The organism is Deinococcus sp. JMULE3, from assembly GCF_013337115.1.
In the GTDB taxonomy this organism is placed as follows: domain Bacteria; phylum Deinococcota; class Deinococci; order Deinococcales; family Deinococcaceae; genus Deinococcus.
In genome coordinates this window covers 1,678,984-1,705,000 of sequence record NZ_SGWE01000004.1, presented here as the reverse complement: position 1 = coordinate 1,705,000, position 26,017 = coordinate 1,678,984, and the positions used below count along the sequence as shown (strand labels likewise).

The following is a 26,017-nucleotide window of genomic DNA, read 5'->3' as shown; positions in this document are numbered from 1 at the left end:
CGAACTGCTCCAAGCGGCCCGCGCGCATCAGGGCCACCCGGTCGCCCAGGCGCAGCGCCTCGTCGATGTCGTGCGTGACCATCACGACCGTCTTGCCCAGGCGCCGCTGGATCTCGCGGAAGACTTCCTGCAGGCGGTCGCGGGCCAGCGGATCCAGCGCTCCGAAGGGTTCATCCATGAGCAGTACCGGCGGGTCGGCGGCCAGCGCGCGCGCCACGCCCACCCGCTGCGCCTGCCCGCCCGACAGCTCGGCGGGACGTTTCTCGCGGTACACGGCAGGGTCCAGGCCAACGAGGTCCAGCAGTTCGTCCACGCGCTGCGCGGTCGCGCGGCGGTCGCGGCCCAGCAGGTCCGGGACGGTCGCCACGTTCTGCGCGACGCTCAGGTGCGGGAACAGCCCGATCTGCTGGATGACGTACCCGATGCCGCGCCGCAGCGCCTCCGGTTTCAGGGTGCGGGTGTCCTGGCCGCCCAGCAGGATGCGGCCCCCGGTCGGTTCGATCAGGCGGTTGATCATCCGCAGCGTGGTCGTCTTCCCGCAGCCCGACGGGCCCAGCAGCGCCGTCAGCTGCCCCTCCGGGAACGTGAGGTTCAGGTCCTGCACGGCGACACTGTCCCCGTAGCGTTTCTCCAGATGCTCCACTTGAATCATGCGGCCCTCCCCAGGCGGCGGCCCAGCCAGCCCTCCAGCGCCCGCAGCGCGCCGTCCACGAGAATGGCCAGCAGCGCCGCCGGGACGGCCCCCAGCAGGATCAGGTCCGACGCGGCACTCTGCAGGCCCTTGAAGATGTACGTGCCCAGCCCCCCCGCGCCGATCAGCGCGGCGACGGCCGCCACACCCACGAGCAGCACCGCCGCCTGCCGCACCCCACCCAGCCACACCGGCAGCGCCAGCGGCACCTGCACCCGCCAGAAGCGCTGCGAGGACGTCATGCCCATCCCGCGCGCCGCGTCAACCACCCGGCGGGCACGCCCCGCAGGGCCACCACGCCGTTGCGCAGCACCGGCAGCAGCGCGTACAGCGTCATGGCCGTCAGCGCCGGGGCCACGCCGATCCCGCTGACCCCGGCCTCACGCAGGGCGGGCACGGCGTTCGCCAGCGCCGACAGCGGCGCGATCAGCAGGCCCAGCAGGGCGAGACTGGGCAGGGTCTGCACGGCGTTCGCCACGCCCAGCACGGCGTCCGCCACCCGCGCGCGACCCGCCGCACACACCGCCAGCGGCACCCCGATCAGCATCGACAGGCCCAGTGCACTGCCCACCAGCCGCAGGTGCTGCGCCAGTTCCTGCACCCAGCGCGGCCCCTCGTTCCGGCCCTCGACAAGCACCGACCAGCCCGCCAGGTGCCCGCCCAGCAGCAGCGCCAGCGCGGGCGGCACCCACAGCCACGCCACCCAGCGGCGTTCCGGCAGGGCCAGCCCCGCTGCGTATGCTGCGACCCCTGCGCCTAGCAGGTACAGCCACACGCCGCTGGCCGCACTGGCCCGCGCGAACTCGGCCTGACCGGCCAGCGCCGCCGCCGTGCGGTCCCCCAGCAGCCACACACCCAGCAGCAGCGCCAGCGTGGCCGGCAGCCACACCAGCCCCCGCCGCCCAAGCCCGACGACAGCGGGAAGCAGCGCCAGCGCGGCCGCCAGCGCCACCCATTCAGGCGGCAACCGCAGGTACTCGCCGGGCGCCAGCCGGTTCGGGCGCAGCAGCACCCACGGCAGCCACGCCCCCGCCAGCATCGGCAGGGCCGCGAGCCACAGCACCAATCGCACGTCACGCCGCGCAGCAGCAGGGGCAGGAGCCTGCGCCCCTGCCCCCACCCCGGTCCGCGCCGTGCTCACCGTCCGGTCCAGCGCGGCGGGCGCATTACTTGATGAGCCCCTTGCCCTTCAGGTACTCGCGCGCCACGTCCTGCGCCGTGCGGCCCTCCAGCGCCACCTTCGCGTTCAGGCCCTGCAGGGTGCTCTGGGTCAGCGTGGCGAACACGCGGTTCAGCAGACCCGTGACCTGCGGATTCGCCTTCAGGGTATCCGTGCGGATGATCGGAGCCGGCTGGTACACCGCCTGCGCGCCCTTCGGGTCCTTCAGCGCCACCATCTTCAGCGCGGCCAGCGTGCCGTCCGTGCCGTACGCCATCGCGGCGTTCACACCGTTCGTGCCGTTTGCAGCGGCCTGCTGCGTCTGGGGCGGCGTCGCCCCGGCCAGCACCAGCTTCTGATCGGCCCTGAGCTTGAAGCCGTACGCGGCCTCGAAGGCGGGCATGGTGTCCGGGCGGTTGAAGAACTCCGGGCTGCCCGCCATCTTCAGCTTCCCGCCGCCATTGACGTACTTGGCGAGGTCCGCGACGCTGCTCAGCTTCGCACTCTGCGCCAGCGCCTGCGGCACCGCGATCACCCAGGTGTTGTTCACGTTCGCGGGCTTCAGCCACGTCACGCCGTTTTTGCTGTCCAGCTGCCGCGCCAGCCCGTAGATCGTGCCAGGGTTCCCGGCCTGCTTCGCGCTGATGTTCGCCTTCGGGAACAGGTACACGGCGTTGCCGGTGTACTCGGGGTACACGTCGATCTCACCGGCCAGGATCGCCTTGCGGTTCACGCCGGTATCCCCCAGGTTCGTCCTGTCGGTCACGTCCAGCCCGGCGTTCCGGAGGGTCAGGACGATCATCTGACCGAGGATCTGCGCCTCGGGATCGAGTTTGCTGCCCACCACGATCGACTTCGCAGACGCCACGCCCAGCGCGGCGCTGGTCAGGAGGGTCGCGCCCAGCAGGGCCGCGCGCTTCAGTTGGTTTCGCATGCGTGCAACGTACCCGCCCGCCCCAGGGGCTCAGGTGGGTCAGGTCACAAAACCCCGCCCACCAACCAGCGCGTGAAGGTTTCTTAAACGGCGCTCATCCGCCCTTCAACGCTGCTGCGACTCGTCCAGGCCCACCCCGAACCCCTGATCCAGCAGCGAATCGTTGTACGTCCGGAACGCCAGCATCGTCTGCGTGCGCGTGATGCCCTCCACCTTGCGCAGGTGCCCGGTCACCACGTCATCCAGATCCTCGTAGCGCGTCAGTTTCAGGATCGCCACGATGTCCCACTCGCCCGTCACCGAGTACACCTCGCGGACACTCGGGACGCCCGCCAGCGCCTCGGCCGTTTCCTGCACGCGCTGCCGCTCGGCCTGCACCATCACGATCGCTGTCACCATGCCCGCCATTGTGCGCCGCGCGCCCACGGCGACACAACAAAGGCCCCACAAGAAGGCCGCGCCGCCTCCCTGGATGGGAGGGGCGCGGCCAAGAGGAGAGGGGTTACAGCACCAGCAGGATCGGCTGCTCCAGCGTCCCGGCCACCTGCGCCAGGAACTGCGCCGCACGCGCCGCGTCCACGTCGCCGTTCAGCGTCAGCGCCGCGCGGCCATCCTGCACGCGACCCACGCTGAGCGTCGTCGTGTGCGGGAAGTGCAGGTCATCCAGATCCATCGACCCGGCGTCCACGACCAGCAGATCCGGCTTGCCCTCGAACGCACCGGCGTCCAGCGCGTCGCGCAGGCTGCCGCTACCAGCAGACATCGCGCCGCCGTCGGCGTGCACCGCCACGCTGCCCAGACCCAGCGTGTCCGCGTGACGCTGAGCCGCACGGGCCACCAGCAGCGCCAGCGGCAGGTCCCGCGACAGCGCCGCCGTCACCTGACCACGCAGGTCATGCAGGGCCGCCACGTTCGCGTCGCGGCGCAGGTACGCGCCGAACCACACCGCGTTCCCAGCGGGCGCCGCCACGGGGGCAGGCATCGGCGCGGCAGGCACGGGCGCGGCGGGCACGGGCGCGGCGGGCACGGGCGCGGCGGGCATGGCTTCCCCGGCGACGGGCTCGTCCGTCGGTTCAGCGGCCGCCGGTTGGGTGGCAGCCGGTTCCGCAGCGACCGGTTCAGTCTCGACGGCTTCGGTGTCGATGGGGTCCACCACGGGCTCCACGGTGGACTCGGCCTCGACCGGCTCGGCCACCACGGCTTCCTCGACCATAGGGTCCTGGGCCGCGACGTCCTCGCCCATCGATTCCTCGACCATGGGCTCGGGCGCTGCGGCGGGCATCTCTTCGGTCGCCGCCTCGGTCGCGGTGTCCTCTTCCTGAGCGGCGACCGGTTCGGGCTCGGTCACAGGTTCGGGCAGAGGCTCGGTCGCGGGCTGCGCTTCCGGCTCGGCCGGTTGCGCCCAGGCGGCGTCGTCCGCCTGACGGCCATCCGTCCAGGCCGCCGCCGGGGCCTCAACCTCGGTCAGCTCGGGCTCGGTCAACTCGGGCGTCACGACCGGCTCGGGCTCAACAGGGCTGGGCTCGACCGGAGTGGGCTCGGCCGGAGCAGTCTCGACCGGTGCGATCTCGACGGGTGCGACGTCGACCGGAGCCACCTCGACCGGAGCCACCTCGACCGGAGCCGCAGCGGCGGGCGTGGGCATCTCGGCGGCCGGAGCGGGCTGCGCGGGCTCGGCCGGTTTCTGGTACAGGCGCGAGAGCAGGCTGCCCAGGCCAGCGGCCAGGCCACCCGCCGCCGCCGGGGCGGGCGCAGGCGTCGGTTCAGGCGTCGGCACGGGTTCCGGCTCGGCCACAGCGGCGACCTCGACCGGGGAGACCTCGACTGGCGCAACCTCGACTGGCGCGACCTCGACCGGGGCTTCCTCGACGGGAGTCACCTCGACCGGGGCACTCTCGACTGGCGCAGTCTCGACGGGCGCGGCTTCCACGGGTGCCGCCTCGACCGGGGTCGGGGTGGGCGCCGGGGTGCCCCAGTTCCAGCCGGCCGCGGCGGGCTGCGCGGGTTCCGGCTCTGGTGCAGCCACGGGTGCGGGCACCGGTTCGGGTGCCGGAGCGGCCGGGATCTCGGGCGCCGGGATGAAGGTGGGTGCGGCGACCTGCGGGGCGGGGGTGTCCTCGGGTTCGTCGTCCAGTTCGAACTCCAGGTCGTCGTCGAGGCTCTCGGTAGCCGGGGCCGGCACGCTGGGCGCCGCCGCGCGGGTCTGCTCGACGAAGGCGGTCAGGTCGGTGTCCACCCCGGCGCCCCTGAGCATGTCGGCGCTCATGCCGGCGCGGCCGAGCATGTCGGCTGTGGGGACCTCCTCGCCGTTCCAGTCGGGTGGGGGCAGGTCCACCGGCGTGCTGGGCGGGTCCTCCTCACCACTCATGACGCGCGACAGGTAGTTCAGGATGTCCTGTTCCACGATCAGGCCACCTGCACCCGAACCCTGCAGTCTCTGCCAGTCAATCCCGTTCGCTTCCGCCAGAATCTTGGCGAGCGGAGCAATCCGATCCATTCATGTCCCCCTTTGTGCGCCACATTGTAAGCGACTTCCTGTTGGTGTGACGCGGTTTTCTTCCCACGGACAGACAGCGCCGGGGACCTGCAGGCGCGGCGCGCATGTGGGCATGGTGTCAAGCGTGCCCCGGCGCGTCTGACAGCGTTCTTTCAGGGGGGCAACCGACCCGTGCGCCGGGTGCTACGCTGCGGGGTAACCTGCGCCAGCGGCCCAGCCCCGGCGCCATGACAGGAGTGATATGCAGATACTTGAGGAGATGCAGTCGCGCGGCCACGAGGCCCTGACGCTGCTTCATCACGCGCCCAGCGGGCTGCGCGCCGCGCTGGCCGTGCATTCCACCGTGCTCGGCCCCGCCATCGCCGGCGTGCGCCTGCGCGAACAGGACGAGGAACTCGCCATTCGCGGCGCGCTGGCGCTGTCCGAGAGCCTGACGCTGAAGGCCGCGCTGGCCGGACTGAACTACGGCGGCGGCGCCTGCGTCCTGATGACGCCCGAGTGCGGCATGGACGACCCGCACGCCAGGGAGGCTCTGTTCCGCGCGCTGGGCCGACAGGTGCGGCCCATGGAGGCCCGCGTGGTCCTCACCGAGGACATCGGCGTCAGCCCGGCCGACATCGCCTTCGTGGCGCAGGAGACGAACTCCACGCTGGGCATGCACACCGACACCAGCGCCGTCACCGGCTACGGCGTGTACCGCGGCATGAAGGCCGCCGCGCGCTTCGCGCTGGGCAGCGAAAGCATGCGCGGCGTGCGCGTCGCCATCCTCGGCGTGGGCGCCGTGGGCCGCACCCTGGCCGCGCACCTGCACCGCGAGGGCGCCCGCCTGACAGTCGCCGACGACCGCCCGGAACGCGCCGAGGCGCTCGCCGAGGACCTCGACGGGGTGACCGTCGTGGGCTGCGACCAGATCCTCGACGTGCCCTGCGACATCCTCGCCCCCTGCGGGTACGGGCACTCGATCCGCAGCGCGGACGTGCCCCGCCTGCAGTGCCGCCTGATCGCCGGAGGCGAACACCACCCCCTGACCCGCCGCGGCGAGGACGCCGTCAAGGAAGCCGGGATCGTGTACATGCCGGACTTCGCCATCAACTCGGCGGGACTGATCGCCGCCGCGACCGGACTCGACATGAACCAGGCGGCCGAACGCGTGTACCAGACGGTCGGGCGCATCACGGCCGCCGCCGAGCAGTACGGCAAGACCCCGCACGTCGTCGCCCGCAAGATGGCCGAGCGGCGCATCGACCTGATCGGCAGCCTCGGCAGCGCCGGCACCTGGAGGCAGGCATGAGCATTCCCTTCGTGATCGGCGTGGCCGGCGGCTCCGGCAGCGGCAAGACCACCGTCACCCGCCGCGTCGTGGAAACCGTCGGGCAGGGCGGCGTGGCGGTCCTGAACCAGGACAACTACTACCGCAACCAGGACGACATTCCCTTCGAGGCGCGCCTGAAGACCAACTACGACCACCCGGCCGCGTTCGACTGGACGCTGCTGCGCCAGCACATCGACGCGCTGCTGTCCGGCGTGCCCATCGACATGCCCGAATACGATTTCACGCGCCACACCCGCTCGGACCACACCACCACCGTCCTGCCCGCGCCCGTCGTGGTTCTGGAAGGCTTCTTCGCGCTGTACGACGAGGCGCTGCGCGACCGCATGCACCTGAAGGTTTTCGTGGACGCCGACGCGGACGTGCGCTTCATCCGCCGCCTGCTGCGCGACACGCAGGAACGCGGCCGCACGCCCGAGAGCGTCATCGAGCAGTACCTGGAGTACGTGCGACCCATGCACCTGAGTTTCGTGGAACCCACCAAACGCTACGCCGACGTGATCATCCCGCACGGCGGCATGAACGAACCCGCGCTGGACATGCTCGCCGCGCGCATCCGCACCACCATCTGAGCGGCTCCGACTCCGGCCTCCCTCAATTCCTCTGAATTCTGCTGTCAGTCCGCGCCCCGCACCGCTGCCCCGGCGGCGGGGCGCACTTTCGGGGGACGACACCCGGCCCCGCCCCGCGCCATGCTGAAGGCGCCGCGCCCGCGCGACCAGACCCTGACCTTAGGATGTGCCCTGTGACCCAGCCCGCCGATCCCACCCCGCCCACCTCGACCGGGATGACCGTCCCGGTTCCCTCCCGGCACCCGCTGACCCCGTGGCTGCTGGGCCTAATCCTCCTGAGCGCCATTCCCGCACTGATCCTCGCGGTGCAGCGCGTCCGCTACGAGCAATCGCAGAAGACGGCGGCGCTCGTCATGGACTACCCGGCGGTCGTCACGCAGGCCCGCCGCTTCGGGCGCGAGCCGCTGGACCTGCTCGCCGAGTACCAGCGGCAGGGCGTCAACGGTGTCGGCGTGTACGAGGACGTCATCGGGAACCTCATCCAGCGCGGCGAGGTGTACCTGAAGACCGGGGCGGACCTGCGCGCCGAGACCGGCAGCGCCGCCGTGAACCCCCGCAACTACTACCTGCGGTCCCTGACGCCCGGCGTCGCCGAGGCCCTCCCGGCGCGCTACACCATCCCCACCCGGCAGGTGCAGGTCGGCGGGCAGACCTGGACCGAGTGGCCCACCGACCCCACCTTCCTGCCCGTCGGACCCGACCGTGCGCTCATGGCGCAGCTGAAAGAGCGGGGGTTCATGCTGGTGTACCGCCCCTACGCGGACGACGCCCTGCGTGAACCCGGCGCGGACTGGCCCGACGTGCCCTTCGTGATCTTCAACGGCGAGGAAGTCATCGGGGCGCGCACCCCCGAACTGCTCGCCAAGATCAACGACCGCCTGGGCAACCGCGTGCCCGCCCTGATCGAGGCGACCCCGCAGCGCGGCCTGGACACCCTGATCGCCACGCACGGCGCCGCCCGGACCTTCAGCGTGAACCCCGCGTGGCAGGAACGCCTGGACCCCATCACGCTGGCCAGCAAGTACAACCTCGCCGCGCGGGAACGCAGCATGCGCCTGCTGTACGTCCGCCCCTACCCCACCGTGAACGAGACCAGCGACCTGCTGACCCGCACCACGGACCTGCTGAAGAAATCCGGCGTGAAGGTCACGCAGCCCGTCATCGAAGCCTTCCACGAGAACACCCTGCTGCGCACCCTGAGCCTGATCGGGCCGGTCGCCGCGCTGCTGCTGCTGGGCCTGAGCTTCCCGCTGGTCCGGCTGGGCCTGCTCGCCGCCGCCGGAAGCGGCCTGCTGGCGATCGTCATGAACAAGTTCAACCCCTACGCCGGGGCCGCCCTCATCGCCGCCGTGACCTTCCCCGCGCTGGGCCTCGTGCTGCGCCGCGCCCGCGTCAGCGACTGGTTCGTCGCCACCGGCCTGAGCCTGACCGGCGTGCTGTTCGTCTCCGCGCTGGGCGCCACGAAAGACAGCGTGCTGGGCCTGGACCCCTTCCGCGGCGTGGGCCTGACCCTGCTGCTGCCGCTGCTGCTCGTCGCCCTGAGCTTCCTGCCCCGCCAGGACCTCCGCAAGACCATCGCGGACGTGTACAACGCCCCCATCAAGCTGGGCGACATCCTGATCATGGTCCTGGCCGCCGGGGTGTTCGCACTGGTGTTCCTGCGGCGCGGCAACGCCACCGGCGCCAGCGTCAGCGACACCGAAGCGAAGATCCGCCAGGACCTGCAGGACACCCTGGTCCGCCCCCGCTTCAAGGAGATGGCCGGGCACCCCCTGGGCCTCCTGGGCCTGAGCGGCACGCTCCCCGGCTACTTCGGCGCGCTGCTGATCCTGGGCGGCGTCGTCGGGCAGTCCAGCATCCTGAACACCTTCAGTCACTTCCACACGCCGCTGCTGATCAGCGCCCAGCGCTGCTTCCTGGGCCTGGGCGTGGGACTCATCGCCGGTCTGATCGCCATTCAACTCGTCCGCGCCGCGCTGCACCTGTGGCGCACGTACGGCAAGGCCCCCAGCGAGGTCCGCGCATGAAGGTCACCGTCAGCGGCTACTACGGCTTCGGCAACACCGGCGACGAGGCCATCGCGCTCGCCATCACCCGCGAACTGCGCAAGTACGGCGCGACCCCCCTGCTGCTCTCGAACACCCCCGAGGAGACCGCCCGCACCTACGACTGCGACAGCGAGGCCCGCATGCAACCCGCCGCGCTCCTCGGCGCGCTGCTGCGCTCGCAGGTCGTGCTGTCCGGCGGCGGCGGCCTGCTGCAGGACCGGACCAGCGCCCGCAACCTCACGTACTACCTGGGCGTCATCCGACTGGCGAAACTCCTGCGCCGCCGCGTCGTCGTGTTCAACCAGAGCATCGGCCCCCTGACCCCCGACGGCGGTCGCCGCGTCGCCCGCGCGCTGCGGGGCGTGCCGGTCATCGTGCGCGACCGCGGCAGCCTCGACACGCTGGAAGCCCTGGGCATCCGCGCCGAACTGGGCGGCGACCCCGCCCTGCTGCTGGCCCCCACCCCCGGCCTGACCCGCGACCCCCGCCGCGTGATCGTCGCGCCACGCGGCGACGTCACCGACGCCACCGACGCGCTGAAGGACGTCGTGCGCCGCCTGCGCGCCGAGGAACGCCACGTCACCGCCCTGAGCTTCATGCCCGACCACGACGATCAGGCCGCCCACAGCCTCGGCGCGGACGACGTGCTCAGCACCCGCGACCCGCAGGTCGCGCTGGACGCCATCGCGCAGAGCGGCTACGTGATCGGGGTGCGCCTGCACGCCGTCATCCTGGCCGCCGCCAGCGAGACGCCCTTCAGCGGCGTCGCCTACGACCCCAAGGTGCAGGGCTTCTGCGACGACGCGGGCGCCCCTGCCCACCCCACCCGCCTGAACGCCGCGCAACTGACCGACGAGGCCCTCAGGCGCCGCCTGCCCGACTGGACCGCCATCGAGGACATGCGCCTGCGCGCCGCGCAGAGCTTCAGCCGCGCCCTGGGCCGCTGAGCCCCCCACAGACGAGGAGGCCCCCGGCGTGATGTCCGGGGGCCTCCTTCAGGCGTTCACGCCCCGAGGGAGATCACGTTGCAGGTGCAGCGCGCCATGCTCGTCACGCGGCCCCGCTCGTCCCGGATCTCGATGCTCCAGACGAGCACCGTCCGGCCCCGGTACGCCAGGGTGCCCTCACCCGTCACCCAGCCTTCGGTCACGCCGCGCACGTGCGTGCCGCTCAGGTCCACGCCCACCGCCACCTGCCGCGCCGGGTCCAGGTTCATCCACGAGCCCACGCTGGCGAGTTCCTCCGCCAGTGCCAGGTTCGCCCCGCCATGCAGCCGCCCCGCCGGTTGCCGGTTGCCGTCCACCGGCATGCGCGCGACCACCCGGTCACGGGACACCGCCGTGAACTCGATGCCCAGCCGCTCGCCCAGCGTGCCGGACAGGGCGTTCATGCGCCCTGCCAGTGCCTCCGGGCTCAGGGTGTCCAGTTCATGCGCGGTCGGGAAGTTCAGGTCCGGGTGCAGCGTCATGCACGCATGCTAGCGCCGCCCGGATCAGGACAGCGCGCAGCGGTACGTGACGTTCTGCCAGCTGAACTTCAGGCCGAACAGTTTCCAGGTGCCCAGCAGCGCCGCGTACGCCACGCGGCCCACCGGCTGCCCCTGCGTGACGTACCGCTGGTAGTGCGGCGCGATCTGCGGCAGGGTGCGGCCCACGCTGAGGACCTCTGCGCCCGCGTCGTTCGTGGCCAGCTGCACCACCTGCCAGCGGGTCGGTCCGGCGTCCTCCAGCGTCAGTGCCGCCGCGAGCTCCGGCCGGTCCGGGGCGAGGCACGCCACGCGCTGCACCACCGTCGCCCGCCCGTCCGGGGCGTGCACCTGCTCCACGCGACCCAGCGCCGGGAAGTCACCCGCTGCCAGCCCCGCGCCCACCCCGAACGCCACGCACGCCAGGATCCGCTGCACCATGCGTCAGCGTACGCCCACGCCGCGCGGCGCGGCCAGTGCCGCCAATCAGGGGAGACAGCGGGAAGCGGTGTCAGTCCCAGCGGTGCCGACGGTACGAGCGGACGCAGATGAACGCGACGCAGGCGACGATTCCGGCCAGCGTGCCCAGCAGGTTGGCGCCCGTCTTCACGCCCAGCATGGTGAGGTAGACCGCCAGAATGGCCGCCACGAGGATGGGCTGCCAGGCGCGTTTGCGCAGGCTGACCACCATGCAGCGCAGCAGATAGGAGGTATGGGGGGAGTTGAACAGCAGCATGGCAACCTCGGGACGCCGAACCTGATGAGTCTGACGCCAGAATGAGAAGAAATTCAAAATTTGGTCAAGTATAGCGGGACTGCCAGCCGGGACGAAGAACGGCAGGTCAGCAGCCCCCCACCCCCCGGCGCTACCCTGACCCGCATGACCACCCCGCGCCCCCGCATCCTCGTCGCGAACGACGACGGCATCTTCAGCCCCGGCATCAAGGCCCTCGCGCAGGCCATGGGCTCGTTTGCGGACGTGATCGTCAGCGCCCCCGACGTCGAGCAGAGCGCCGTCGGGCACGGCATCACCATCCGCCGCCCACTGCGCTTCAAGCACACCGCCAGCGCCGGATTCGGCGACATCCCCGCCTACCGCGTGGACGGCACACCCGCCGACTGCGTCGTCATGGGCGTCCACCTGACCGGAAAACCCGACCTGGTCGTCAGCGGTATCAACCTCGGCCCGAACCTCGGCGACGACCTGACGCACAGCGGCACCGTCGCCGCCGCCATCGAGGGCATGAGCTTCGGCATTCCCGCCATCGCGTTCAGCCAGCGCGCCACGCCCGCCGGAGAGTACGACTTCGCCGCCGGAGCCGCGTACGCCGCCCGCCTCGCCCAGACCGTCCTCGCCCGCGGCCTGCCCCCGCGCACGCTGCTGAACGTGAACTTCCCCGCCCAGCCCCCCACCGGCGTGCGCGTCACCCGCGTCGGCCAGCACCGCTGGGAGGACACCCTCCTGACCCGCCACGACCCCGAAGGCCGCGAATACCACTGGGTGTCCGGCACCAGCACCGCCCCCGACGCGCACGACCCCGACACCGACTACGGCGCCGTCGAGGCCGGACTGATCAGCGTCACGCCCGTCCGCATCGACCTGACCGCCCGCGACCTGCTCGGCGACCTCGCCGCACACATCCCGCAGCTGTAACAGCAGGTGCTGGCAAGGGGGGCGTGAGCGGCAGCTCACATCCCCCCTTCAACGAATCAACAGGCCGATCAGGGCTGCACCACCCTGACCTGCGCCGCCGGGACAGGCGTCATCACCGGGCGTTGGAGGTTCGCGGTATTCACGCGGTACACCACGGCGGCTTTCACGCCGCGAGTGGTGGCCTGATCGAGTTCCGCCTGCGAGTTCACCAGTCGGATAGTGGGGGTCAGTTCGTCCGTGAACGCGATCCGGCCGTTCTGCCGGGCGCGCACCCACAGTGTCTCCGGTGCCTCCGCGCCCCGGCGGGCCTCGTTGATCCGCAGGACGTTCTGCACGACCGCGAAGACCTCGCCGTCCTGGCCCGGTACGGCCAGTTGCGGGGCGGCCGGGTCAATGGGCAGGGTGGTGGTCATGGAGATCGTGGTCACGGGCAGGGGCAGTGAGGTGTCCGTGCGGCGGGAGGTGCTCAGGCCGTGGGCCAGGACGTCCACGGTCTGCACCGGGGCGCGGGCCGAGCCGATGGGAATGCGGGCCGAGCCGATGGTCAGCACCGGGTTGGTCTGGCCGGTCAGGGTGAACGGCTGGGTGGTGACGGTCTGCAGGAAGGTGATGAGGAACATGCCGGGCAGGTACCGCTGGCCGCCAATGGTCTGGGTCTGGAAGGAGATCTGGGGAATGCTGCCGGTCGATCCGCCTTTGAGCAGCAGGGCGCTGCTGGCCGAGGCGTCGGCGTTCACGGGAACCTGCGCAGCTTTCAGGGCGGTCAGCAGGTCGGCAACGTTCAGCAGGGGGCCCAGGGTGGCGAACGCGCCTGCCCGGCACTGCTCACGCAGGCCCGCCATGCCGCCGAACTGTGCCAGCAGCCGGTCCATGCGGGCGCGCGTGGCGGGTGACTGGTCGGCCATGGCCTGCCCGGTCACGAAATCGCACTGCCGGATGTCCACGTCGTTGGGCATGAATGCCGATCCGACCGCCGGGATCTGCGCCGCGGCCTGCATGCTCAGGAACCCGGCGACGCCCAGCAGCAGGGCGGCCCGAAGAGTGGCGGGGGCGGTGTGAACGCGGTTCAGGTCACGGGCGATGGCGTGGGGGCTGCCCAGGTCGCGCAGCGCCGCCTGTTCTGCTTCCAGCTCACTCAGGCCGCACAACTGGTGGCGGTAGATCTTGTCCTCGATGGCGCCGCGCAGTTCCAGGGCCGCGTCCCGTTTCTTGTTGCCCCACAGGCCGCGGGTGGCGTGGCGGATGAACTGCTCGCGGGTCATGCCGGGCCGCCGATGACGCCGCGCACGGCGCGGGTGAAGCGGTCGTATTTCTCGCGCTGGGCGGTCAGTTCGGTCTTGCCGGTGGGGGTGAGGGTGTAGACCTTGACGGGGCTGCCGCCGCGCGGGAGGGTCTGGAATTCGCCGTGGATGAAGCCCTGTTTTTCGAGGCGGTGCAGGGCGGGGTAGAGGGTGCCTTCGCGCATGCTGAAATAGCCGCCCGTACTGGCCTGGACGTCGGCGATGATCTGGCCGCCGTAGCGGGGGCCGCGTTCGAGGGTGGCGAGGAGGAGGAGGTCAAGGTGACCTTTGAGCTGCTGGGCGTCCATGGGGCTCCTTCCGGGGTCACGCACGGGTGACCTCGCTTGGCGATGCTAGTGGTAGGGGCATCGTAAAGCGAGGGGCATCGGAATGCAAGGGCGTACGCGCCACGCTGCTCGGCAAGGACAGTTCCGCCCCTGTTGCAGATGCAACGATGCCGGTGGTCGCGCAGCCTGTAGACCCGGCACACAGAAGTTCCTGCCACTGACGGCACCGTCTCCCCGCCACTGGGAACCAGACCGCCCGGTCCATCAACTGCGGTTGGTCGGGTCGTCACCCTCCGCCCGCGCGGGCGCGGTCCGGTCAGGTGATTGACCACCAAATTCCTGTTGTGCGCGCTGGAATGCCTCGCTCAGCGCGTCGTCCGGTGGGGGCGGGGCACTCCAGGTGTGCACGGGTGGGGGCGGCGGCGGGGGCGGAACGCCCTGCCCGAACAGGCCGTTGAGGGCCACACCCACCTGCCCGAGGCCCTGCGCGAACTGCCTCCAGGTGTCTTTCCATCGGCGTGGACGGTGACCGGGCATGGATTCAGCGTAGAGGACCGGAACCTGCCGGGGATCGGTCAAATGGCGCAGTGGCTCCTTATGGGCATCGGAATGCAAGGGCCTGTTTGGTCAGCGGTTCGCCTGAACCTGAAACACCCAGGCGCGCACGCCGTCCGTCACCGGCAGGGGCGGCACCTCGTCCGCCCAGCGGCTCGCCACCAGCGTCAACTCCGGCTGCGCGGGGGAGAGGAGCAATTCCGCGCCCAGGAACCCCGGCCAGCCCGGCAGGGCGTCCAGGAAGGCGTGCAGGGCCGCGCGGGCCGCCTCGCCCTTCCCCTCGGCGTAGTGGACCTGCATGTCAGTACAGACTCAGCGGGTCGCGCGGGTCCCAGCGGAGGTACGTGCCGAAATGCAGGTGCGTGCCCGTGCTGCGGCCCGTGTTCCCCACCCGCCCGACCGGCTGCCCCTGCACGACCAGCTCCCCGGCCCGCACGAGCGTGGCGCTCAGGTGCGCATACCGGGTGATCCAGCCGTCCGGGTGTTCCAGCACGACCGTCCAGCCCCAGCCCCGCTCGAAGTCCGCGCGGGATTCCAGCACCCGGCCCGACCGGGCGGCCAGGACCGGCGTGCCCTGCGGCGCGACGATGTCCACCCCGTAGTGCATCTCGGGACCCTCGTCCAGCACGCGCTCGCCGTAATCGCTGCTGATCGCGTGGTAGCCGGGCAGCGGCCACGCCCAGCGGCCCGGTCGGCTGCCGGTCGCCCGGACGGTCACCGCGCGCGAGGCCGTCGCGGTGCGCGGCGGGATGACCAGTTTCGCGCCTGCCCATACCGCCTTCCCGTCCCGGTACTGCGGGTTGGCGTTCACGAGTTGTGTGACGCTCAGGCCGAAGCGGCGCGCGATCACCGTGAGGTTCTCGCCGTCCTTCACGGTGTACGTCCCCGCCTTCACGGGCGCAGCGGCACGCGGGGCGGAGGAGGTGGGCACCGTCAGCACCCACCCGGCCTGCACGGCATCCGAGGACTTCAGGCGTGGATTCGCGGCGCGCAGGCTGGCCACGCTGACGCCCGTCCGCACGGCGATACCACTCAGGGTGTCCCCGGCCCGGACGGTGTACGTCCCCGCCTTCACGGGCGCAGCGGCACGCGGGGCGGAGGTGGGCACCGTCAGCACCCACCCGGCCTGCACGGCGTCCGAGGACTTCAGGCGTGGATTCGCGGCGCGCAGGGCCGCCACGCTGACCCCCGTCCGCACGGCGATCCCGCTCAGGGTATCCCCGGCCTTCACGCGGTACGACCCGGCGCCCGCCACGCCCGTCAGTCCTGCCGTCAGCACCGCGCCCAGCAGCGCCGCCCGGCCCCAGCTCGCCCCGCCCCACATCCGCACGCCCATTGGCGCGCAGCATACCCGCCGGCCCCCACCCAGGCCGTGAGAAAGCCTGCGCTACCCTGTGGGGGCATGACCGAGCCAGCCGACCCGCGACCGGACTACCAGCCGCCCGCCGGGCACCGCCGCCTCCACCTGACCGTCGCGTGGGACGGCGCGCCCTTCGCCGGGTGGCAGTCCCAGCCGGGCGTGCCGAGCGTGCAGGACACCCTCCACGCCGCGTTCACGGCATTGAACACGGCGGCGTTCCGCCCGGTCGCGGCAGGCCGCACCGACGCCGGGGTGCACGCCGAGGCCATGCCCGCCCACGTGGACATTCCCGACACGTTCCGGGTGCCCACCGCGAAACTCGCCCGGGCGCTGAACGCCCACCTGCCCCCCACCGTGGCGGTCCTGCACGCCGCCGAGGCGCCCGCCGGGTTCCACGCGCGCTTCTCCTGCACCGAGCGGCAGTACGTGTACCGCCTGCTGGCCCACCCGCAGCGGCACCCGCTGTGGCACGGGCGCGCCCTGCACGTCCCGCACCCGCTGGACGCCGCCGCCATGAACGCCGCCGCCGCCGCGCTGACCGGCACGCACGACTTCGCCGCGTTCGCCACGCAGGAGGACCGCCAGACGGTGCGCGAACTGCGGGTGCTGCGCGTGCAGCCCGGCCCGCTGATCTGGGAGATCCATGTCCACGGCGAGAGTTTCCTGCGGCACATGGTGCGCGGACTGGTCGGCACGCTGCTGCTGGCCGGTCAGGGCCGCCTGACCCCCGCGCAGGCCGAGGACATCCTGCACTCGCGGCAGCGGTCCCAGGCGGGCGCGAACGTCCCCGCGCACGGGCTGTCCTTCACCGGGGCGCGCTACGAACGATTTGACGCGAGCACCACGTACCGTTCCTCGCGGTAGGGGAGGCCGTCCGGCCCCGCGTGCGCGTCCCATTCGGGGAGGCGTTCCGGCTCGTTCATCCACTCGCAGCGCCTTCCCCAGTCCTGCCGCGTGGGCACGCGCGCCCGCACGCTGACCCGCCACTCGCCCCGCACCTCCCAGCCCACCGCCGCCAGCCGCCCGGGCACCTGCGGCACGTCCAGGCGCGGCCCGACGTACAGGAACTCCGCGCCCGGCGCCGCCAGTTCCGGCAGGCGAAGGATCACCGAGGTCGGCCCCCGGCGCGACACGATCAGGTCGAACGGCCCCCGCAGTCCGGGCGGGACCTCGCCCTTCGCGGTCCACTCGTGAATGTCCGCGTGCGGGGCGTTCACGCGCGCCTGCGCCACCAGCTCCGGCACCATGTCGAACGCCGCCCAGCGCCCCACCCCGGATGCGAAGCGCGCCGCGTCCGGTCCGTGCCCGCACCCGGCCTCCAGTACCCTGACCGCTGGCACCCGCACGCCCAGCCCCAGCCGCTCCGTGAGCAGTGCGTCGAAGGTCAACTCCGGGTCCGGGCCGTCCAACGTGCGCGCCCACGGGTGCCGGTACCCGCCCAGCTCACGCGCCAGCCGCGCGTACCACTCCCGGGAATGCGGCTTCAGCGGTTCGGTGGTCATCCGCCCAGCGTGACACGGATTCCGTCTGTTTCGTTCACAACCCGGAACTACACCGGGTTGCCAACTCCACGACCGGAACCCGTTTCTCTCCTGCTCGCTCTGCTCGGGTTGAAAGATTTTGCAAACCTTTCAACCGGAGTCCGTATGACACGAGCCTCAAGACTTCACCTGCGCCAACTGGCCTGCCCGCCCGCTACCCTGACCCCATGCCTCCCGACTGGCGCGCGTTCCCCGGCCCTCTGCCGCAGCGGGACGGGAATCAGGCCGTGTGGCGCGGCGGACTGGTCGGCTGCGGCGCCCTGAGTGCCGCGTGCCTGCTGCGCCACCACGCCGCGCCCCTGGGCGTGCCCCTGCCCGACCGGGACACACTGGCCGAACAACTCGCCGCCGCGCAGGGCGCGTTTCGCCTGCCGCTCCCGCAGGGACCGCGCGCCACCTGGCCGTGGGCGTGGCTGAGCGGCCTGAACACCTACCTGAACGACCAGCACCTGCCCCTGCGCGCCCGTGGACGCTGGGGCCTGCACCTGCACGCCCCCCTGACCGCGCACCTCGACCGCCTGTTCGGCGCGGGCCTGCCCGTCATCGGCTTCGAATTCAGCGCCCGCGAACAGCACTACGGGCTGCTCAGCGCCTACGCCCCCGGCCCGGACCTGCCTGCGCGCTTGCACGTGGACGGCAGCCGCCTGCACCTCGCGCCCCGCACCGGGCTGGGCGGCGTGTTCTGGATCGAGGAGGCCTGAGCCGTGAGCTGTAAGCCATGAGTCGAGCCCCCGCCTGAGTCCCTTGCTCACAGTCCAGGGTTCAGAGCCCACAGCCCTGACCCTTCAGCCCGTTCGCACTCCGGCGGCCAGCAGGTGCGGGCTGATGCCCAGCAGCGCCGGGTCGCGTTCGGTCAGGCGCAGGGCGCGCAGGATGCCCTCGCGCCGCTCGGGGTCGCGCATGGCGGCGTCCGGGTCGCGCAGCAGCGCGGCGGGTCCCTCGACGGCGTACACGCTCACGTCCCGGAAGCCCGTACCGCTCAGTTCGCCTTCCAGTTCGTGGGGGTGGTGGAAGTACGCGTCCGTGAAGTGCCCGCGCCGCTGTTCGGGGTTGCGGTGCATGCCGGTGCGGTAGGTGTGCTCGCGGATGGGCCGGGCGTACGCCTCGTCCAGCGCGCTGTCCTCTTTCGTGAAGTCCCCGGCGATATCGGCGGCGCGGGTGATCGCGGCAGCCAGCACCACCCCGCCGGGCCGCAGGACGCGCGCCGCTTCCGCCAGTGCGCGGGCCCGGTCGCGCGGGTCGGTCAGGTGGTACAGCGGGCCCAGCAGCAGCGCCGCGTCCACGCTGCCGTCCGGGTAGGGCAGCGTGCGGGCGTCCCCCAGCGTCACGGACTTCAGGCGCTCCAGCGTGGGGTCCACCCGCAGGCGCGCCACGTGCCCCGGCGTGGCGTCCAGCGCGTTCACCGTGTACCCGGCATTCAGCAGTTCCCGCGCGTACACGCCGATCCCCGCGCCGACGTCCGCGATCACGGCCGGGCAGGGGGGGAGCAGCAGACTCAGCAGTTCCAGGGTGCGGGTGAACTCGATCAGGCCCAGCCCGCGCGTCAGGCGGTCATGCTCGCGGTCCTGCGCGTAGTACGTGCCGATCCCCGCGTGCGCGCCGCCCTGACCGCTGCCGTTCCCTGCGTCCGTCATGCCCCAGCGTACGGACGGGCCGTCAGGGGAACATCCGCCGGATGGCTCAGTCCCGCCCGGCCGGGGGTACGCTGCGCCGCATGACCCGAACCCACGTGATCTCCACGCCGACCGGAGAGGTGCAGACGCACGCCCTCGCGACGCCCGCCGCCGGGCGGCCCACGCTGGTGCTCCTGAGCGGCATGGGCGTCCCCGCCTCCTCGTGGTTCACGGCGCAGGACGATCCACAGCTGGCCGGCATGATGCGCGAGCCCGTCTTCCTGGGGCCGGGCATGAACGACCTGACCGGCGTGCTCGCCTACGACCGGGCGGGGCAGGGAAGCAGCGCGCCCCCGGCTGACCCCCGTGGTCTGGGTGACGCCGTGGCGGAACTGAAGGTGGTGCTCGGCACCTGTACGTCCGGCCCGTTCGTGCTGCTGGGGCACTCGCTGGGTGGGCTCGTCGCGTTCGAGTTCGCGCGGCGCGACCCGGCGCGGGTGGCGGGACTGGTCCTGCTCGACAGTTCCCATCCCGCTCAGGCGCGGCGGCTGGACGCGGTTCGCACGCCGGGCCAGCGGGCGGCGCAGCGTGAACTGGAGCAGGAGATCCGCGAGGGGCACCCGGAACGCTGGGACTTCGCCCAGGTGTTCACTGGGGGCCGCGAGGTGGTGGGGGCCCTGGTGGAGCTGCCGCTGCTGGTCGTCTCGCGCGGGCAGCCGTTCCTCCCGGAGCACCTCACCGTCGACGAGCGTGACCCGTTCACGCCCGCGCAGGCCGATGCATTCACGCGTGAGTGGGCGGCCCTGCAGGCGGAACTGGCCGCCGCCTCCACCCGCAGCCGTCACGTGGTGGCGGCCGGAAGCGGGCACTACCCGCACTTCGATGAGCCCGGACTGGTGCTGCGGGAACTGCGGGCGTTCCTCGCGGTGCTGTAAGGGGCCGCGTCAGCCCAGCTGGACGCGCAGTTCTTTCGGGCCGCGCAGGACGAGGTTCGCCTTGAACGGGGGGTGCGGGTCGGTGACGCGCAGGGCGGGGAAGCGGGTGGCGAGGGCGGCGAAGACCTCCGCGATTTCCAGACGGGCGAGGGGTGCGCCCAGGCAGTAGTGCGCGCCCGCCGCGAACGCGAGGTGCCGGGCGCTGTTGGGGCGGTCCCAGTCGATCCGGTCGGGGTGGGGGAACACGGCGGGGTCGCGGTTCGCGGCGGCGAGCATGGTCTGCACGTGCGTGCCCGCGCTCAGCGTGACGGTCTGGCCTCCGCTCGTGGGGAGGGTGACGGTGTCGGCCAGGGTGCGCCCGTCGAGCTGGACGGGGGACACGACGCGCAGCAGTTCGTCGGGGACGTTCGGGTGGTCCGGGCGGGCGACCAGGGCCGCCCAGGCGTCCGGCTGGCGGTGCAGTTCGAGCAGCGCGCCGGGGATCAGGTTGCTGGTCGTCTCGTGCCCCGCCGCGAGCAGCAGCACGGCGTTCGCGAGGAGTTCGTCGCTGCTGAGGCGTTCCCCGCCGTCCTCGGCGGCGGCCAGGGCGCTCAGGAGGCCCGGTTGCGGGTGGGTGCGCAGGTCGTCCGCCAGCGTGCGGAAGTACGCGCGCATCTCCTGCGCGTCCGCTTCCAGGCGGGCCAGCAGTTCGGGGCTGCCGGTTTCCCCGGCGAGCAGGTCGGCGACGCTCTGCGTCCAGCGGATGAATTTCGCCTCGTCCTCGCCGCGCAGGCCCAGCATGTGCATGATCACGCGGGCGGGCAGCGGCGCGGCCAGTCCGGCCACCAGGTCCACCTCCCGGTCCGTGGGCAGGGCGTCCAGCAGGGCGTTCACCTGCGCGCGGATCAGGTCCCGCTGCTCGGCGACGACGCGCGGCGTGAACGCGGCCTGCACCAGTCCCCGCAGCCGTGCGTGGGACGCGCCGTTGTGGAACAGCATCATGGGTTGCAGCAGTCGCAGGCTGGCCGTGTCGGCCGGGACCTGCGAGATGATCGCCCCGCTGCGCGCCGCCGGGGAGCGCAGCACCGCGCTGTTCAGCGCGTGCGACGTGGCGAACGCCGCGCCCCACCCGGCCGGACTGACCACGCCCAGGGGGTCGAGTGAGCGGATCGCCTCGTACGCGGGGTGCGGGTCGCGGGCGGTGTCCGGGTGCCACAGGGCCTGCACGGCCCCCTGCACACGCTGTTGTTCCGGAGTCAAGGTGGCCATGGGGCTGGTCATGCTTCAGGGTGCCCACGCCTCTCCTCGACGTGCAAGAGAAAACGTCGAGTAGAGGCCGGGTGGGCGCGGTACGCTGCGCGCATGCCGCGAACCTGGACGCGCCTGGACGACCCCCAGGCCACCCGACTCGTCCTGCACCCTGACTACGCGCACCTGCTGGGCCTGCTGATGACCCGCGAGTGGACCGCCGCTGACCTCGCCCGGCACCTGCATCGCCCGTTGAACGCCACGCACCACCGCCTGACCCGACTGAAACGCGCCGGGCTGGCCGTCACGCGCGCCGAACCCCGCCGGGGCCGACCTGTGCAGCATTACCGCGCGGTCTCCGACGCGTTCCTGATTCCCTACCACCGCACCACGCTGGGCAGCCTGGAGGACCTGATCGGCCTGCACGAGGACACCTTCAACGCCGTGTTCCACCGCGCGGTCGTGCAGGCTGGCCTGCCGCTCGTGCAGCGCGAGGAGGACATCGCCGTGCGCCTCTACACCACGCCGGGCGGCACCCGCATGGACATCACCCCCCGCGCCGGGAGCTTCGACCTGCTCGACCTGCTGCGGGACGACGCCCCGGCCCTGACCGCGAACTGGGGCACCCTCCACCTGACCCGCGAGGACGCCAAGGCCCTGCAACGCGACCTTCAGGCGCTGCTGAACCACTACGGCGCGCGCGGCGGCCCCGACGCGTACCTGTACCGCCTGAACCTCGCCCCGGCAGGATGAGGGTGTGGGGAGTGGGTTGTGGGGCTGTTCCCACTCCCCACTTCCTACTTCCCACAACCCCTTTACCCTCGCCGGGTGACGCCGTCGGTCGTCAGCAGGGGGCCGTACAGTTCGGGGCGGCGGTCGCGGAAGAAGCCCATGCCCGCGCGGAACTTCCGGGCTTCACGCAGGTTCAGGGTGTGCAGCAGGGGCCCTTCCTCGGTGTCGCCGAATTCCGCGACCAGCTCGCCGGTGTAGTCGCTGATGAAGGTGTGCCCGTAGTACGTCTGCTCCAGGTCCCCGACGCGTTCGGTGCCGATGCGGTTCGCGGCGGCGACGTACGTGCTGTTGCTGACGGCGTGCCCGATCATGGCCCGCTGCCACATGTGGTGGCTGTTGGGCGTCTCGACCTCGGCGGGCTCACTGCCGATGGCGGTGGGGTACAGCAGGAAGTCCGCGCCCTGCAGCATCATCACGCGGGCGGTTTCGGGGTACCACTGGTCCCAGCAGATGCCGACGCCCACGCGCCCGTAGCGGGTGTCCCACACCCGGAAGCCGGTGTCGCCGGGGTTGAAGTAGTACTTCTCCTCGTAGCCGGGCCCGTCGGGGATGTGCGTCTTGCGGTAGTTGCCCAGAAGGGTGCCGTCCGCGTCGATGCACACGAGGCTGTTGTAGTGTGCCTGCCCGGCCTTCTCGAAGTACGACAGGGGCAGCACCACGCCCAGTTCCCGCGCGAGGTCCTGGAAGCGGCCCACGAACGGGTGACCTTCGAGCGGGTGGGCGAGGTCGAAGTACTCCTCGCGTTCCACCTGGCAGAAGTACAGGTTTTCGAACAGTTCGGGCAGCAGGATCACCTGCGCGCCCTGCGCGGCCGCGTCGCGCACGTGCTGGACGGCGCGGCTGACGTTGTCTTCCAGCTGATCGGTGACGTGCATCTGCACGACGGCCAACTTCACGGTCTCGGGGCTCATGCCCCCCAAGCTACCGGATGCACCGGCGGGCAATGGTGCGAGGGGGCCTGGGCTGGCGTTTCGGGAGGGGCTGTCTGGAGGGGGCGGCGGGAGGGGGCGGCGCTGGCTAGTCCCCGGCGGCGCGCGTGGTGGGGGCCGTGGGTAGAGTGACCGTATGAAGTACGTCTCCACGCGTGGCGCGACCCTCGGTTCCTTCTCGGACGTGCTGCTCTCGGGCCTCGCCCCGGACGGCGGTCTGGCGATGCCCGAGTCGATTCCCACGGTCACGCCTCAGCAGCTGGAGGCGTGGCGCGCCCTGAGCTACGCCGACCTCGCCTACGAGGTGATGCGGTCCTTCATCACGGACATTCCCGAGGGGGACCTGCGCCGCCTGCTGCGCGACACGTACACCGAGGAGGCCTTCCACAGCCCCGAGATCACGCCCCTGACGCCACTGGGGGACAGTGGTCTGCACCTGCTGGAACTGTCGAACGGGCCGTCCCTGGCGTTCAAGGACATGGCCATGCAGTTCCTCGGGCAGGTGTTCGAGTACGTCCTGGAGGCCCGTGACGAGCGGCTGAACATCCTGGGCGCCACCAGCGGCGACACCGGCAGCGCGGCCGAGTACGCCATGCTCGGCAAGGCCCGCGTGAACGTCGTGATGCTCTCCCCGCACGGGCGCATGAGTGCCTTCCAGCAGGCGCAGATGTTCAGCCTGCAGGAGGCGAACATCTTCAACCTGGCCGTGGAGGGGGTTTTCGACGACTGCCAGGACCTCGTGAAGGCCGTGAACGCCGACGCGGACTTCAAGGCCCGCTACGACATCGGGGCGGTGAACTCCATCAACTGGGCGCGGGTGCTGGCGCAGGCCGTGTACTACTTCCGGGCGTACCTCGCCCTGAACCTCCCCGCCGGTGCAGAGGCGGACTTCAGCGTGCCGTCCGGGAACTTCGGGAACGTGTTCGCCGGGTACCTCGCCAAACGCATGGGCCTGCCCGTGGGGCAGCTGATCGTCGCCAGCAACGAGAACGACGTCCTGCACGACTTCTTCAGCGGCGGCACCTACCACGTCCGCCCCGCCGACCGGGTCGCGGTGACCAGCAGCCCCAGCATGGACATCGGCAAGGCCAGCAACTTCGAACGCTACCTGTACCTGATCGCCGGAGCGGACGCCGTGCAGACCCGCGGCTGGTGGGACGAGGTCGGCCAGAGCCGCCCCGTCGCCCTGAGCGGCACGCCCCACTGGGACGCCGTGCAGGCCAGCGGCTTCCGCTCCGGCCGCAGCACCCACGCCGACCGCCTACGAACCATCCGCACCGTCTTCGACACGTACGGTCGCCTGATCGACCCGCACACCGCCGACGGCCTCCTCGTCGGGCAGGCCTACCGGCGGCCCGGCGTGCCCATGATCTGCCTGGAGACCGCGCTGCCCGCCAAGTTCGAGGCGACCGTGCAGGAGGCCGTGGAGCAGACCCCAGGGCGCCCCGCCCGCTTCGACGGGATCGAACAGGCCCCCAAGCGGTTCCAGGTCATCCCCAACGACGTGCAGACCCTCAAGGACTTCATCACGGCGAACCTCACTCCCAGGGACCCCGCCTGACGCTCGGGCGGGCCGGTCAGCGGGGCGTGACGGTGCAGGCGCCCAGACTGGTGCCCTGATCCTTGCTGTCACGGTGACTGGTCGCGTCCCCTTTCACGCTGCCCGCCCCCACGCCACCCTTCGCGGCGCTGCACACCAGGAAGGTCCTGTCGGCGCGCTGCACGATCAGCAGCAGCCCGTCCGCGTCCGCGCTGAACAGCACGCTGCCCTTCTCGCTGCCGCGCGTGGCGGCGCCCGCGAAACCGTCCTCGTCCGGTTCGTCCAGGCTGACCGTGAAGGTCCCCACGCCGGGGAACGCCACGTCCCAGCGCTGCCCGACCTTCAGGGCCAGCGGCCACCGCAGCGTGGCGCCCGACCCGGCGCCCGCACTGGCGAGCGTGCAGGTCCCGGCGGCGACGCCCGGATCCTTGCTGTTCTGGTAGGTCCGGGCCGCGCCGCGCTGCGTGCGGTCCACGCTGCAGGTCAGGAACGTCCCGTCCCCCCGGCCGACGATCATCAGCAGGGACCCGCCGTCCAGCGTGAACAGCGTCTCGGTGGTGCTGCCGCCCTGCGTGGCGGTGCCGGGGTAGTCGCCCTCGCTATCCCTGGTGCCCAGTTTCACGCTGTACGTGCCGCCCTGCGCGAAGTTCACCGTCCAGGTCTGCCCGGCGGCGAGCGCCGGGGGCCACGCCCCGGCCGGGGTGCCTCCCGATCCGCCACTGCCCGATCCACCGTTGCCAGTCCCGCCACTGCCCGACCCGCCACTGACAGTCCCGCCCCCGGAACCGCCGGACCCGCCGCGCCGCACCACGAAGCCCGTCACGTTCGGCGTGATCAGCCCCCACGCCAGCGCCAGGGGCCGCATGAACGACGTGCGGGAATTGTTGTTCCCCGCCACGCCCGCCGAGTGCACCCCGACCAGCACGCCGCTCTCGTCGAACACCCCGCCGCCCGAGTTGCCGGGACCGGTCTGCGCGTCGTGCTTGACCCACTGCCGCCCGCTGCTGCTCAGGTCCTCCCCGGTAAATCCCCCCACCGACCCGCGCGAGAACGACAGCGTCATGCCCCCGGTCCCCTGGAAGCCGAACACGAACACGTCGTCTCCGATGCTCAGGGTGTTCGAATCCCCGACCTCCACGAACGGCAGGTTCAGCTTCCCGACCGGTTTCTCGTTGCGGTCCTCGACGATCTGCACGATCGCCAGGTCGAGGTTCGGGTCGGCGGCGACCACCCGGCCCCAGTACGTGAACACCGGTTCCCGGTCCGCGAACTGCACGACCCGCACCTGAATCCACGGCGAGAGCTGCCGGGTGTCCGGATCGCCGACCACGTGGTAGTTCGTGAGGATGAACCCCTGCGGACTGATGATGCTGCCCGACCCGCGCGAGCCGTCCAGGTCGCCGTTCTGATCGGTGGGCAGCAGCATGACGGTCGCCTGGATGATCCGCTCGCGCGTCTCCTTCGGCAGGGACTGCGCGCCCGCCGCGCCCAGCGTGAACGGAGCCAGCACCGAGGCGGTCAGCAGCGCGGCCCGCGCCATTCCCTTCAGGGGTCTCATGGGCTATTGAACCGCAGGTCAGGCGCCGCTGCCTAGCCCCCCGCAGAGGG

Annotated in this window: 27 protein-coding genes and 1 pseudogene (1 of these 28 cut by a window edge); 10 read left to right on the top strand and 18 right to left on the bottom strand. The window is 71.7% G+C overall.

Features of this window, described 5'->3' with window-relative positions:
- The 5 genes and pseudogenes from EXW95_RS11145 to EXW95_RS11125 all read right to left on the bottom strand — a co-directional run.
- On the bottom strand, positions 1-652 hold the 5' portion of the coding sequence (locus EXW95_RS11145) for an ABC transporter ATP-binding protein (RefSeq protein WP_174367517.1). It extends 281 nt beyond the left edge of the window; 652 of the gene's 933 nt are visible here — the first part of the coding sequence; the start codon lies at positions 650-652; its stop codon lies beyond the left edge, outside the window.
- Positions 649-1,730, bottom strand: a pseudogene (locus EXW95_RS11140) (ABC transporter permease). The gene EXW95_RS11145 and the pseudogene EXW95_RS11140 overlap by 4 nt, the downstream one beginning before the upstream one ends.
- A 127-nt stretch (positions 1,731-1,857) precedes the next feature.
- The gene (locus EXW95_RS11135; RefSeq protein WP_174367516.1) at positions 1,858-2,784 is read right to left on the bottom strand and encodes an ABC transporter substrate-binding protein; all 927 of its coding nucleotides are present in this window, start codon (positions 2,782-2,784) and stop codon (positions 1,858-1,860) included.
- A 105-nt stretch (positions 2,785-2,889) separates the two neighbouring features.
- Positions 2,890-3,183, bottom strand: a complete 294-nt coding sequence (locus EXW95_RS11130) for an Lrp/AsnC family transcriptional regulator (RefSeq protein ID WP_046843758.1) — start codon at positions 3,181-3,183, stop codon at positions 2,890-2,892.
- A gap of 103 nt (positions 3,184-3,286) precedes the next feature.
- The gene (locus EXW95_RS11125; protein ID WP_174367515.1) at positions 3,287-5,281 is read right to left on the bottom strand and encodes an E3 binding domain-containing protein; all 1,995 of its coding nucleotides are present in this window, start codon (positions 5,279-5,281) and stop codon (positions 3,287-3,289) included.
- Between the two features lie 241 nt (positions 5,282-5,522).
- On the opposite strand from EXW95_RS11125, the gene EXW95_RS11120 reads away from it, so the two are divergent.
- From EXW95_RS11120 to csaB, 4 genes are all read left to right on the top strand, one after another.
- A complete protein-coding gene (locus EXW95_RS11120; RefSeq protein ID WP_174367514.1) occupies positions 5,523-6,572 on the top strand; it encodes a Glu/Leu/Phe/Val dehydrogenase dimerization domain-containing protein in 1,050 nt (349 codons plus the stop codon).
- Positions 6,569-7,183, top strand: a complete 615-nt coding sequence (gene udk / locus EXW95_RS11115) for a uridine kinase (protein ID WP_174367513.1) — start codon at positions 6,569-6,571, stop codon at positions 7,181-7,183. Before EXW95_RS11120 ends, udk begins: the two co-directional genes overlap by 4 nt.
- 164 nt (positions 7,184-7,347) lie before the next feature.
- The gene (locus EXW95_RS11110) at positions 7,348-9,210 is read left to right on the top strand and encodes a DUF5693 family protein (RefSeq protein WP_371810025.1); all 1,863 of its coding nucleotides are present in this window, start codon (positions 7,348-7,350) and stop codon (positions 9,208-9,210) included.
- The gene (gene csaB, locus EXW95_RS11105; RefSeq protein WP_174367512.1) at positions 9,207-10,178 is read left to right on the top strand and encodes a polysaccharide pyruvyl transferase CsaB; all 972 of its coding nucleotides are present in this window, start codon (positions 9,207-9,209) and stop codon (positions 10,176-10,178) included. The genes EXW95_RS11110 and csaB overlap by 4 nt, the downstream gene beginning before the upstream one ends.
- 56 nt (positions 10,179-10,234) lie before the next feature.
- On the opposite strand, the gene EXW95_RS11100 is transcribed toward csaB, so the two are convergent.
- From EXW95_RS11100 to EXW95_RS11090, 3 genes are all read right to left on the bottom strand, one after another.
- Entirely contained in the window at positions 10,235-10,699 is a 465-nt protein-coding gene (locus EXW95_RS11100) for a PaaI family thioesterase (protein WP_174367511.1), read from the bottom strand.
- Between the two features lie 24 nt (positions 10,700-10,723).
- On the bottom strand, positions 10,724-11,137 hold the full coding sequence (locus EXW95_RS11095; RefSeq protein ID WP_174367510.1) for a hypothetical protein: 414 nt from the start codon (positions 11,135-11,137) through the stop codon (positions 10,724-10,726).
- Positions 11,138-11,207: 70 nt separating this feature from the next.
- A complete protein-coding gene (locus EXW95_RS11090; RefSeq protein WP_174367509.1) occupies positions 11,208-11,432 on the bottom strand; it encodes a hypothetical protein in 225 nt (74 codons plus the stop codon).
- Between the two features lie 144 nt (positions 11,433-11,576).
- Here EXW95_RS11090 and surE point away from each other — a divergent pair, with 144 nt between their 5' ends.
- Positions 11,577-12,350 carry a 5'/3'-nucleotidase SurE gene (gene surE / locus EXW95_RS11085; RefSeq protein ID WP_174367508.1) on the top strand — a complete coding sequence of 258 codons (774 nt, stop codon included), beginning with the start codon at positions 11,577-11,579 and terminating at the stop codon, positions 12,348-12,350.
- Positions 12,351-12,418: 68 nt separating this feature from the next.
- Here the strand turns inward: surE and EXW95_RS11080 are convergent, their stop codons facing one another.
- The 5 genes from EXW95_RS11080 to EXW95_RS11060 form a co-directional block, all read right to left on the bottom strand.
- On the bottom strand, positions 12,419-13,612 hold the full coding sequence (locus EXW95_RS11080; protein WP_174367507.1) for a permease prefix domain 1-containing protein: 1,194 nt from the start codon (positions 13,610-13,612) through the stop codon (positions 12,419-12,421).
- Complete coding sequence (locus EXW95_RS11075; protein ID WP_174367506.1) at positions 13,609-13,938, bottom strand: PadR family transcriptional regulator; 330 nt, start codon at positions 13,936-13,938, stop codon at positions 13,609-13,611. The genes EXW95_RS11080 and EXW95_RS11075 overlap by 4 nt, the downstream gene beginning before the upstream one ends.
- A gap of 243 nt (positions 13,939-14,181) precedes the next feature.
- Complete coding sequence (locus EXW95_RS11070) at positions 14,182-14,454, bottom strand: hypothetical protein (RefSeq protein ID WP_174367505.1); 273 nt, start codon at positions 14,452-14,454, stop codon at positions 14,182-14,184.
- Between the two features lie 90 nt (positions 14,455-14,544).
- Complete coding sequence (locus tag EXW95_RS11065) at positions 14,545-14,772, bottom strand: antibiotic biosynthesis monooxygenase (protein ID WP_174367504.1); 228 nt, start codon at positions 14,770-14,772, stop codon at positions 14,545-14,547.
- A 1-nt stretch (position 14,773) separates the two neighbouring features.
- Entirely contained in the window at positions 14,774-15,808 is a 1,035-nt protein-coding gene (locus EXW95_RS11060; protein ID WP_174367503.1) for a LysM peptidoglycan-binding domain-containing protein, read from the bottom strand.
- Positions 15,809-15,874: 66 nt separating this feature from the next.
- Between EXW95_RS11060 and truA the strand changes: the two genes are divergently transcribed.
- Positions 15,875-16,696, top strand: coding sequence for a tRNA pseudouridine(38-40) synthase TruA (gene truA / locus EXW95_RS11055; protein ID WP_174367502.1), 822 nt, complete (start codon positions 15,875-15,877; stop codon positions 16,694-16,696).
- Here truA and EXW95_RS11050 read toward each other — a convergent pair.
- Entirely contained in the window at positions 16,651-17,334 is a 684-nt protein-coding gene (locus tag EXW95_RS11050) for a trans-aconitate 2-methyltransferase (RefSeq protein ID WP_174367501.1), read from the bottom strand. The genes truA and EXW95_RS11050 overlap by 46 nt on opposite strands.
- Positions 17,335-17,540: 206 nt before the next feature.
- On the opposite strand from EXW95_RS11050, the gene EXW95_RS11045 reads away from it, so the two are divergent.
- Complete coding sequence (locus tag EXW95_RS11045) at positions 17,541-18,074, top strand: hypothetical protein (RefSeq protein WP_174367500.1); 534 nt, start codon at positions 17,541-17,543, stop codon at positions 18,072-18,074.
- Between the two features lie 84 nt (positions 18,075-18,158).
- Here the strand turns inward: EXW95_RS11045 and EXW95_RS11040 are convergent, their stop codons facing one another.
- Positions 18,159-19,007, bottom strand: coding sequence for a class I SAM-dependent methyltransferase (locus EXW95_RS11040; RefSeq protein ID WP_174367499.1), 849 nt, complete (start codon positions 19,005-19,007; stop codon positions 18,159-18,161).
- Between the two features lie 80 nt (positions 19,008-19,087).
- On the opposite strand from EXW95_RS11040, the gene EXW95_RS11035 reads away from it, so the two are divergent.
- The gene (locus EXW95_RS11035) at positions 19,088-19,921 is read left to right on the top strand and encodes an alpha/beta fold hydrolase (RefSeq protein ID WP_174367498.1); all 834 of its coding nucleotides are present in this window, start codon (positions 19,088-19,090) and stop codon (positions 19,919-19,921) included.
- Between the two features lie 9 nt (positions 19,922-19,930).
- Here EXW95_RS11035 and EXW95_RS11030 read toward each other — a convergent pair whose 3' ends face one another.
- Positions 19,931-21,181 carry a cytochrome P450 gene (locus EXW95_RS11030; protein ID WP_254605586.1) on the bottom strand — a complete coding sequence of 417 codons (1,251 nt, stop codon included), beginning with the start codon at positions 21,179-21,181 and terminating at the stop codon, positions 19,931-19,933.
- 81 nt (positions 21,182-21,262) lie between these two features.
- Between EXW95_RS11030 and EXW95_RS11025 the strand changes: the two genes are divergently transcribed.
- Positions 21,263-21,901, top strand: coding sequence for a winged helix-turn-helix domain-containing protein (locus tag EXW95_RS11025; RefSeq protein WP_174367497.1), 639 nt, complete (start codon positions 21,263-21,265; stop codon positions 21,899-21,901).
- 62 nt (positions 21,902-21,963) lie between these two features.
- Here EXW95_RS11025 and aguB read toward each other — a convergent pair whose 3' ends face one another.
- The gene (aguB, locus tag EXW95_RS11020) at positions 21,964-22,851 is read right to left on the bottom strand and encodes an N-carbamoylputrescine amidase (RefSeq protein WP_174367496.1); all 888 of its coding nucleotides are present in this window, start codon (positions 22,849-22,851) and stop codon (positions 21,964-21,966) included.
- A 154-nt stretch (positions 22,852-23,005) separates the two neighbouring features.
- Here aguB and thrC point away from each other — a divergent pair, with 154 nt between their 5' ends.
- A complete protein-coding gene (thrC, locus tag EXW95_RS11015) occupies positions 23,006-24,430 on the top strand; it encodes a threonine synthase (protein WP_174367495.1) in 1,425 nt (474 codons plus the stop codon).
- Positions 24,431-24,446: 16 nt separating this feature from the next.
- Here the strand turns inward: thrC and EXW95_RS11010 are convergent, their stop codons facing one another.
- Complete coding sequence (locus EXW95_RS11010) at positions 24,447-25,967, bottom strand: serine protease (protein ID WP_174367494.1); 1,521 nt, start codon at positions 25,965-25,967, stop codon at positions 24,447-24,449.
- Positions 25,968-26,017: the final 50 nt, after the last annotated feature.

Coding starts and splice junctions, on each gene's coding strand:
- EXW95_RS11120 (WP_174367514.1), top strand. CDS start 5,523: ATGCAGATACTTGAGGAGATGCAGTCGCGCGGCCACGAGGCCCTGACG.
- aguB (WP_174367496.1), bottom strand. CDS start 22,851: ATGAGCCCCGAGACCGTGAAGTTGGCCGTCGTGCAGATGCACGTCACC.
- truA (WP_174367502.1), top strand. CDS start 15,875: ATGACCGAGCCAGCCGACCCGCGACCGGACTACCAGCCGCCCGCCGGG.
- csaB (WP_174367512.1), top strand. CDS start 9,207: ATGAAGGTCACCGTCAGCGGCTACTACGGCTTCGGCAACACCGGCGAC.
- EXW95_RS11130 (WP_046843758.1), bottom strand. CDS start 3,183: ATGGTGACAGCGATCGTGATGGTGCAGGCCGAGCGGCAGCGCGTGCAG.
- EXW95_RS11035 (WP_174367498.1), top strand. CDS start 19,088: ATGACCCGAACCCACGTGATCTCCACGCCGACCGGAGAGGTGCAGACG.
- surE (WP_174367508.1), top strand. CDS start 11,577: ATGACCACCCCGCGCCCCCGCATCCTCGTCGCGAACGACGACGGCATC.
- thrC (WP_174367495.1), top strand. CDS start 23,006: ATGAAGTACGTCTCCACGCGTGGCGCGACCCTCGGTTCCTTCTCGGAC.
- EXW95_RS11080 (WP_174367507.1), bottom strand. CDS start 13,612: ATGACCCGCGAGCAGTTCATCCGCCACGCCACCCGCGGCCTGTGGGGC.
- EXW95_RS11075 (WP_174367506.1), bottom strand. CDS start 13,938: ATGGACGCCCAGCAGCTCAAAGGTCACCTTGACCTCCTCCTCCTCGCC.
- EXW95_RS11010 (WP_174367494.1), bottom strand. CDS start 25,967: ATGAGACCCCTGAAGGGAATGGCGCGGGCCGCGCTGCTGACCGCCTCG.
- EXW95_RS11110 (WP_371810025.1), top strand. CDS start 7,348: ATGTGCCCTGTGACCCAGCCCGCCGATCCCACCCCGCCCACCTCGACC.
- EXW95_RS11030 (WP_254605586.1), bottom strand. CDS start 21,181: ATGACCAGCCCCATGGCCACCTTGACTCCGGAACAACAGCGTGTGCAG.
- EXW95_RS11065 (WP_174367504.1), bottom strand. CDS start 14,772: ATGCAGGTCCACTACGCCGAGGGGAAGGGCGAGGCGGCCCGCGCGGCC.
- udk (WP_174367513.1), top strand. CDS start 6,569: ATGAGCATTCCCTTCGTGATCGGCGTGGCCGGCGGCTCCGGCAGCGGC.
- EXW95_RS11135 (WP_174367516.1), bottom strand. CDS start 2,784: ATGCGAAACCAACTGAAGCGCGCGGCCCTGCTGGGCGCGACCCTCCTG.
- EXW95_RS11100 (WP_174367511.1), bottom strand. CDS start 10,699: ATGACGCTGCACCCGGACCTGAACTTCCCGACCGCGCATGAACTGGAC.
- EXW95_RS11060 (WP_174367503.1), bottom strand. CDS start 15,808: ATGGGCGTGCGGATGTGGGGCGGGGCGAGCTGGGGCCGGGCGGCGCTG.
- EXW95_RS11095 (WP_174367510.1), bottom strand. CDS start 11,137: ATGGTGCAGCGGATCCTGGCGTGCGTGGCGTTCGGGGTGGGCGCGGGG.
- EXW95_RS11040 (WP_174367499.1), bottom strand. CDS start 19,007: ATGACGGACGCAGGGAACGGCAGCGGTCAGGGCGGCGCGCACGCGGGG.
- EXW95_RS11045 (WP_174367500.1), top strand. CDS start 17,541: ATGCCTCCCGACTGGCGCGCGTTCCCCGGCCCTCTGCCGCAGCGGGAC.
- EXW95_RS11050 (WP_174367501.1), bottom strand. CDS start 17,334: ATGACCACCGAACCGCTGAAGCCGCATTCCCGGGAGTGGTACGCGCGG.
- EXW95_RS11025 (WP_174367497.1), top strand. CDS start 21,263: ATGCCGCGAACCTGGACGCGCCTGGACGACCCCCAGGCCACCCGACTC.
- EXW95_RS11070 (WP_174367505.1), bottom strand. CDS start 14,454: ATGCCCGGTCACCGTCCACGCCGATGGAAAGACACCTGGAGGCAGTTC.
- EXW95_RS11090 (WP_174367509.1), bottom strand. CDS start 11,432: ATGCTGCTGTTCAACTCCCCCCATACCTCCTATCTGCTGCGCTGCATG.
- EXW95_RS11125 (WP_174367515.1), bottom strand. CDS start 5,281: ATGGATCGGATTGCTCCGCTCGCCAAGATTCTGGCGGAAGCGAACGGG.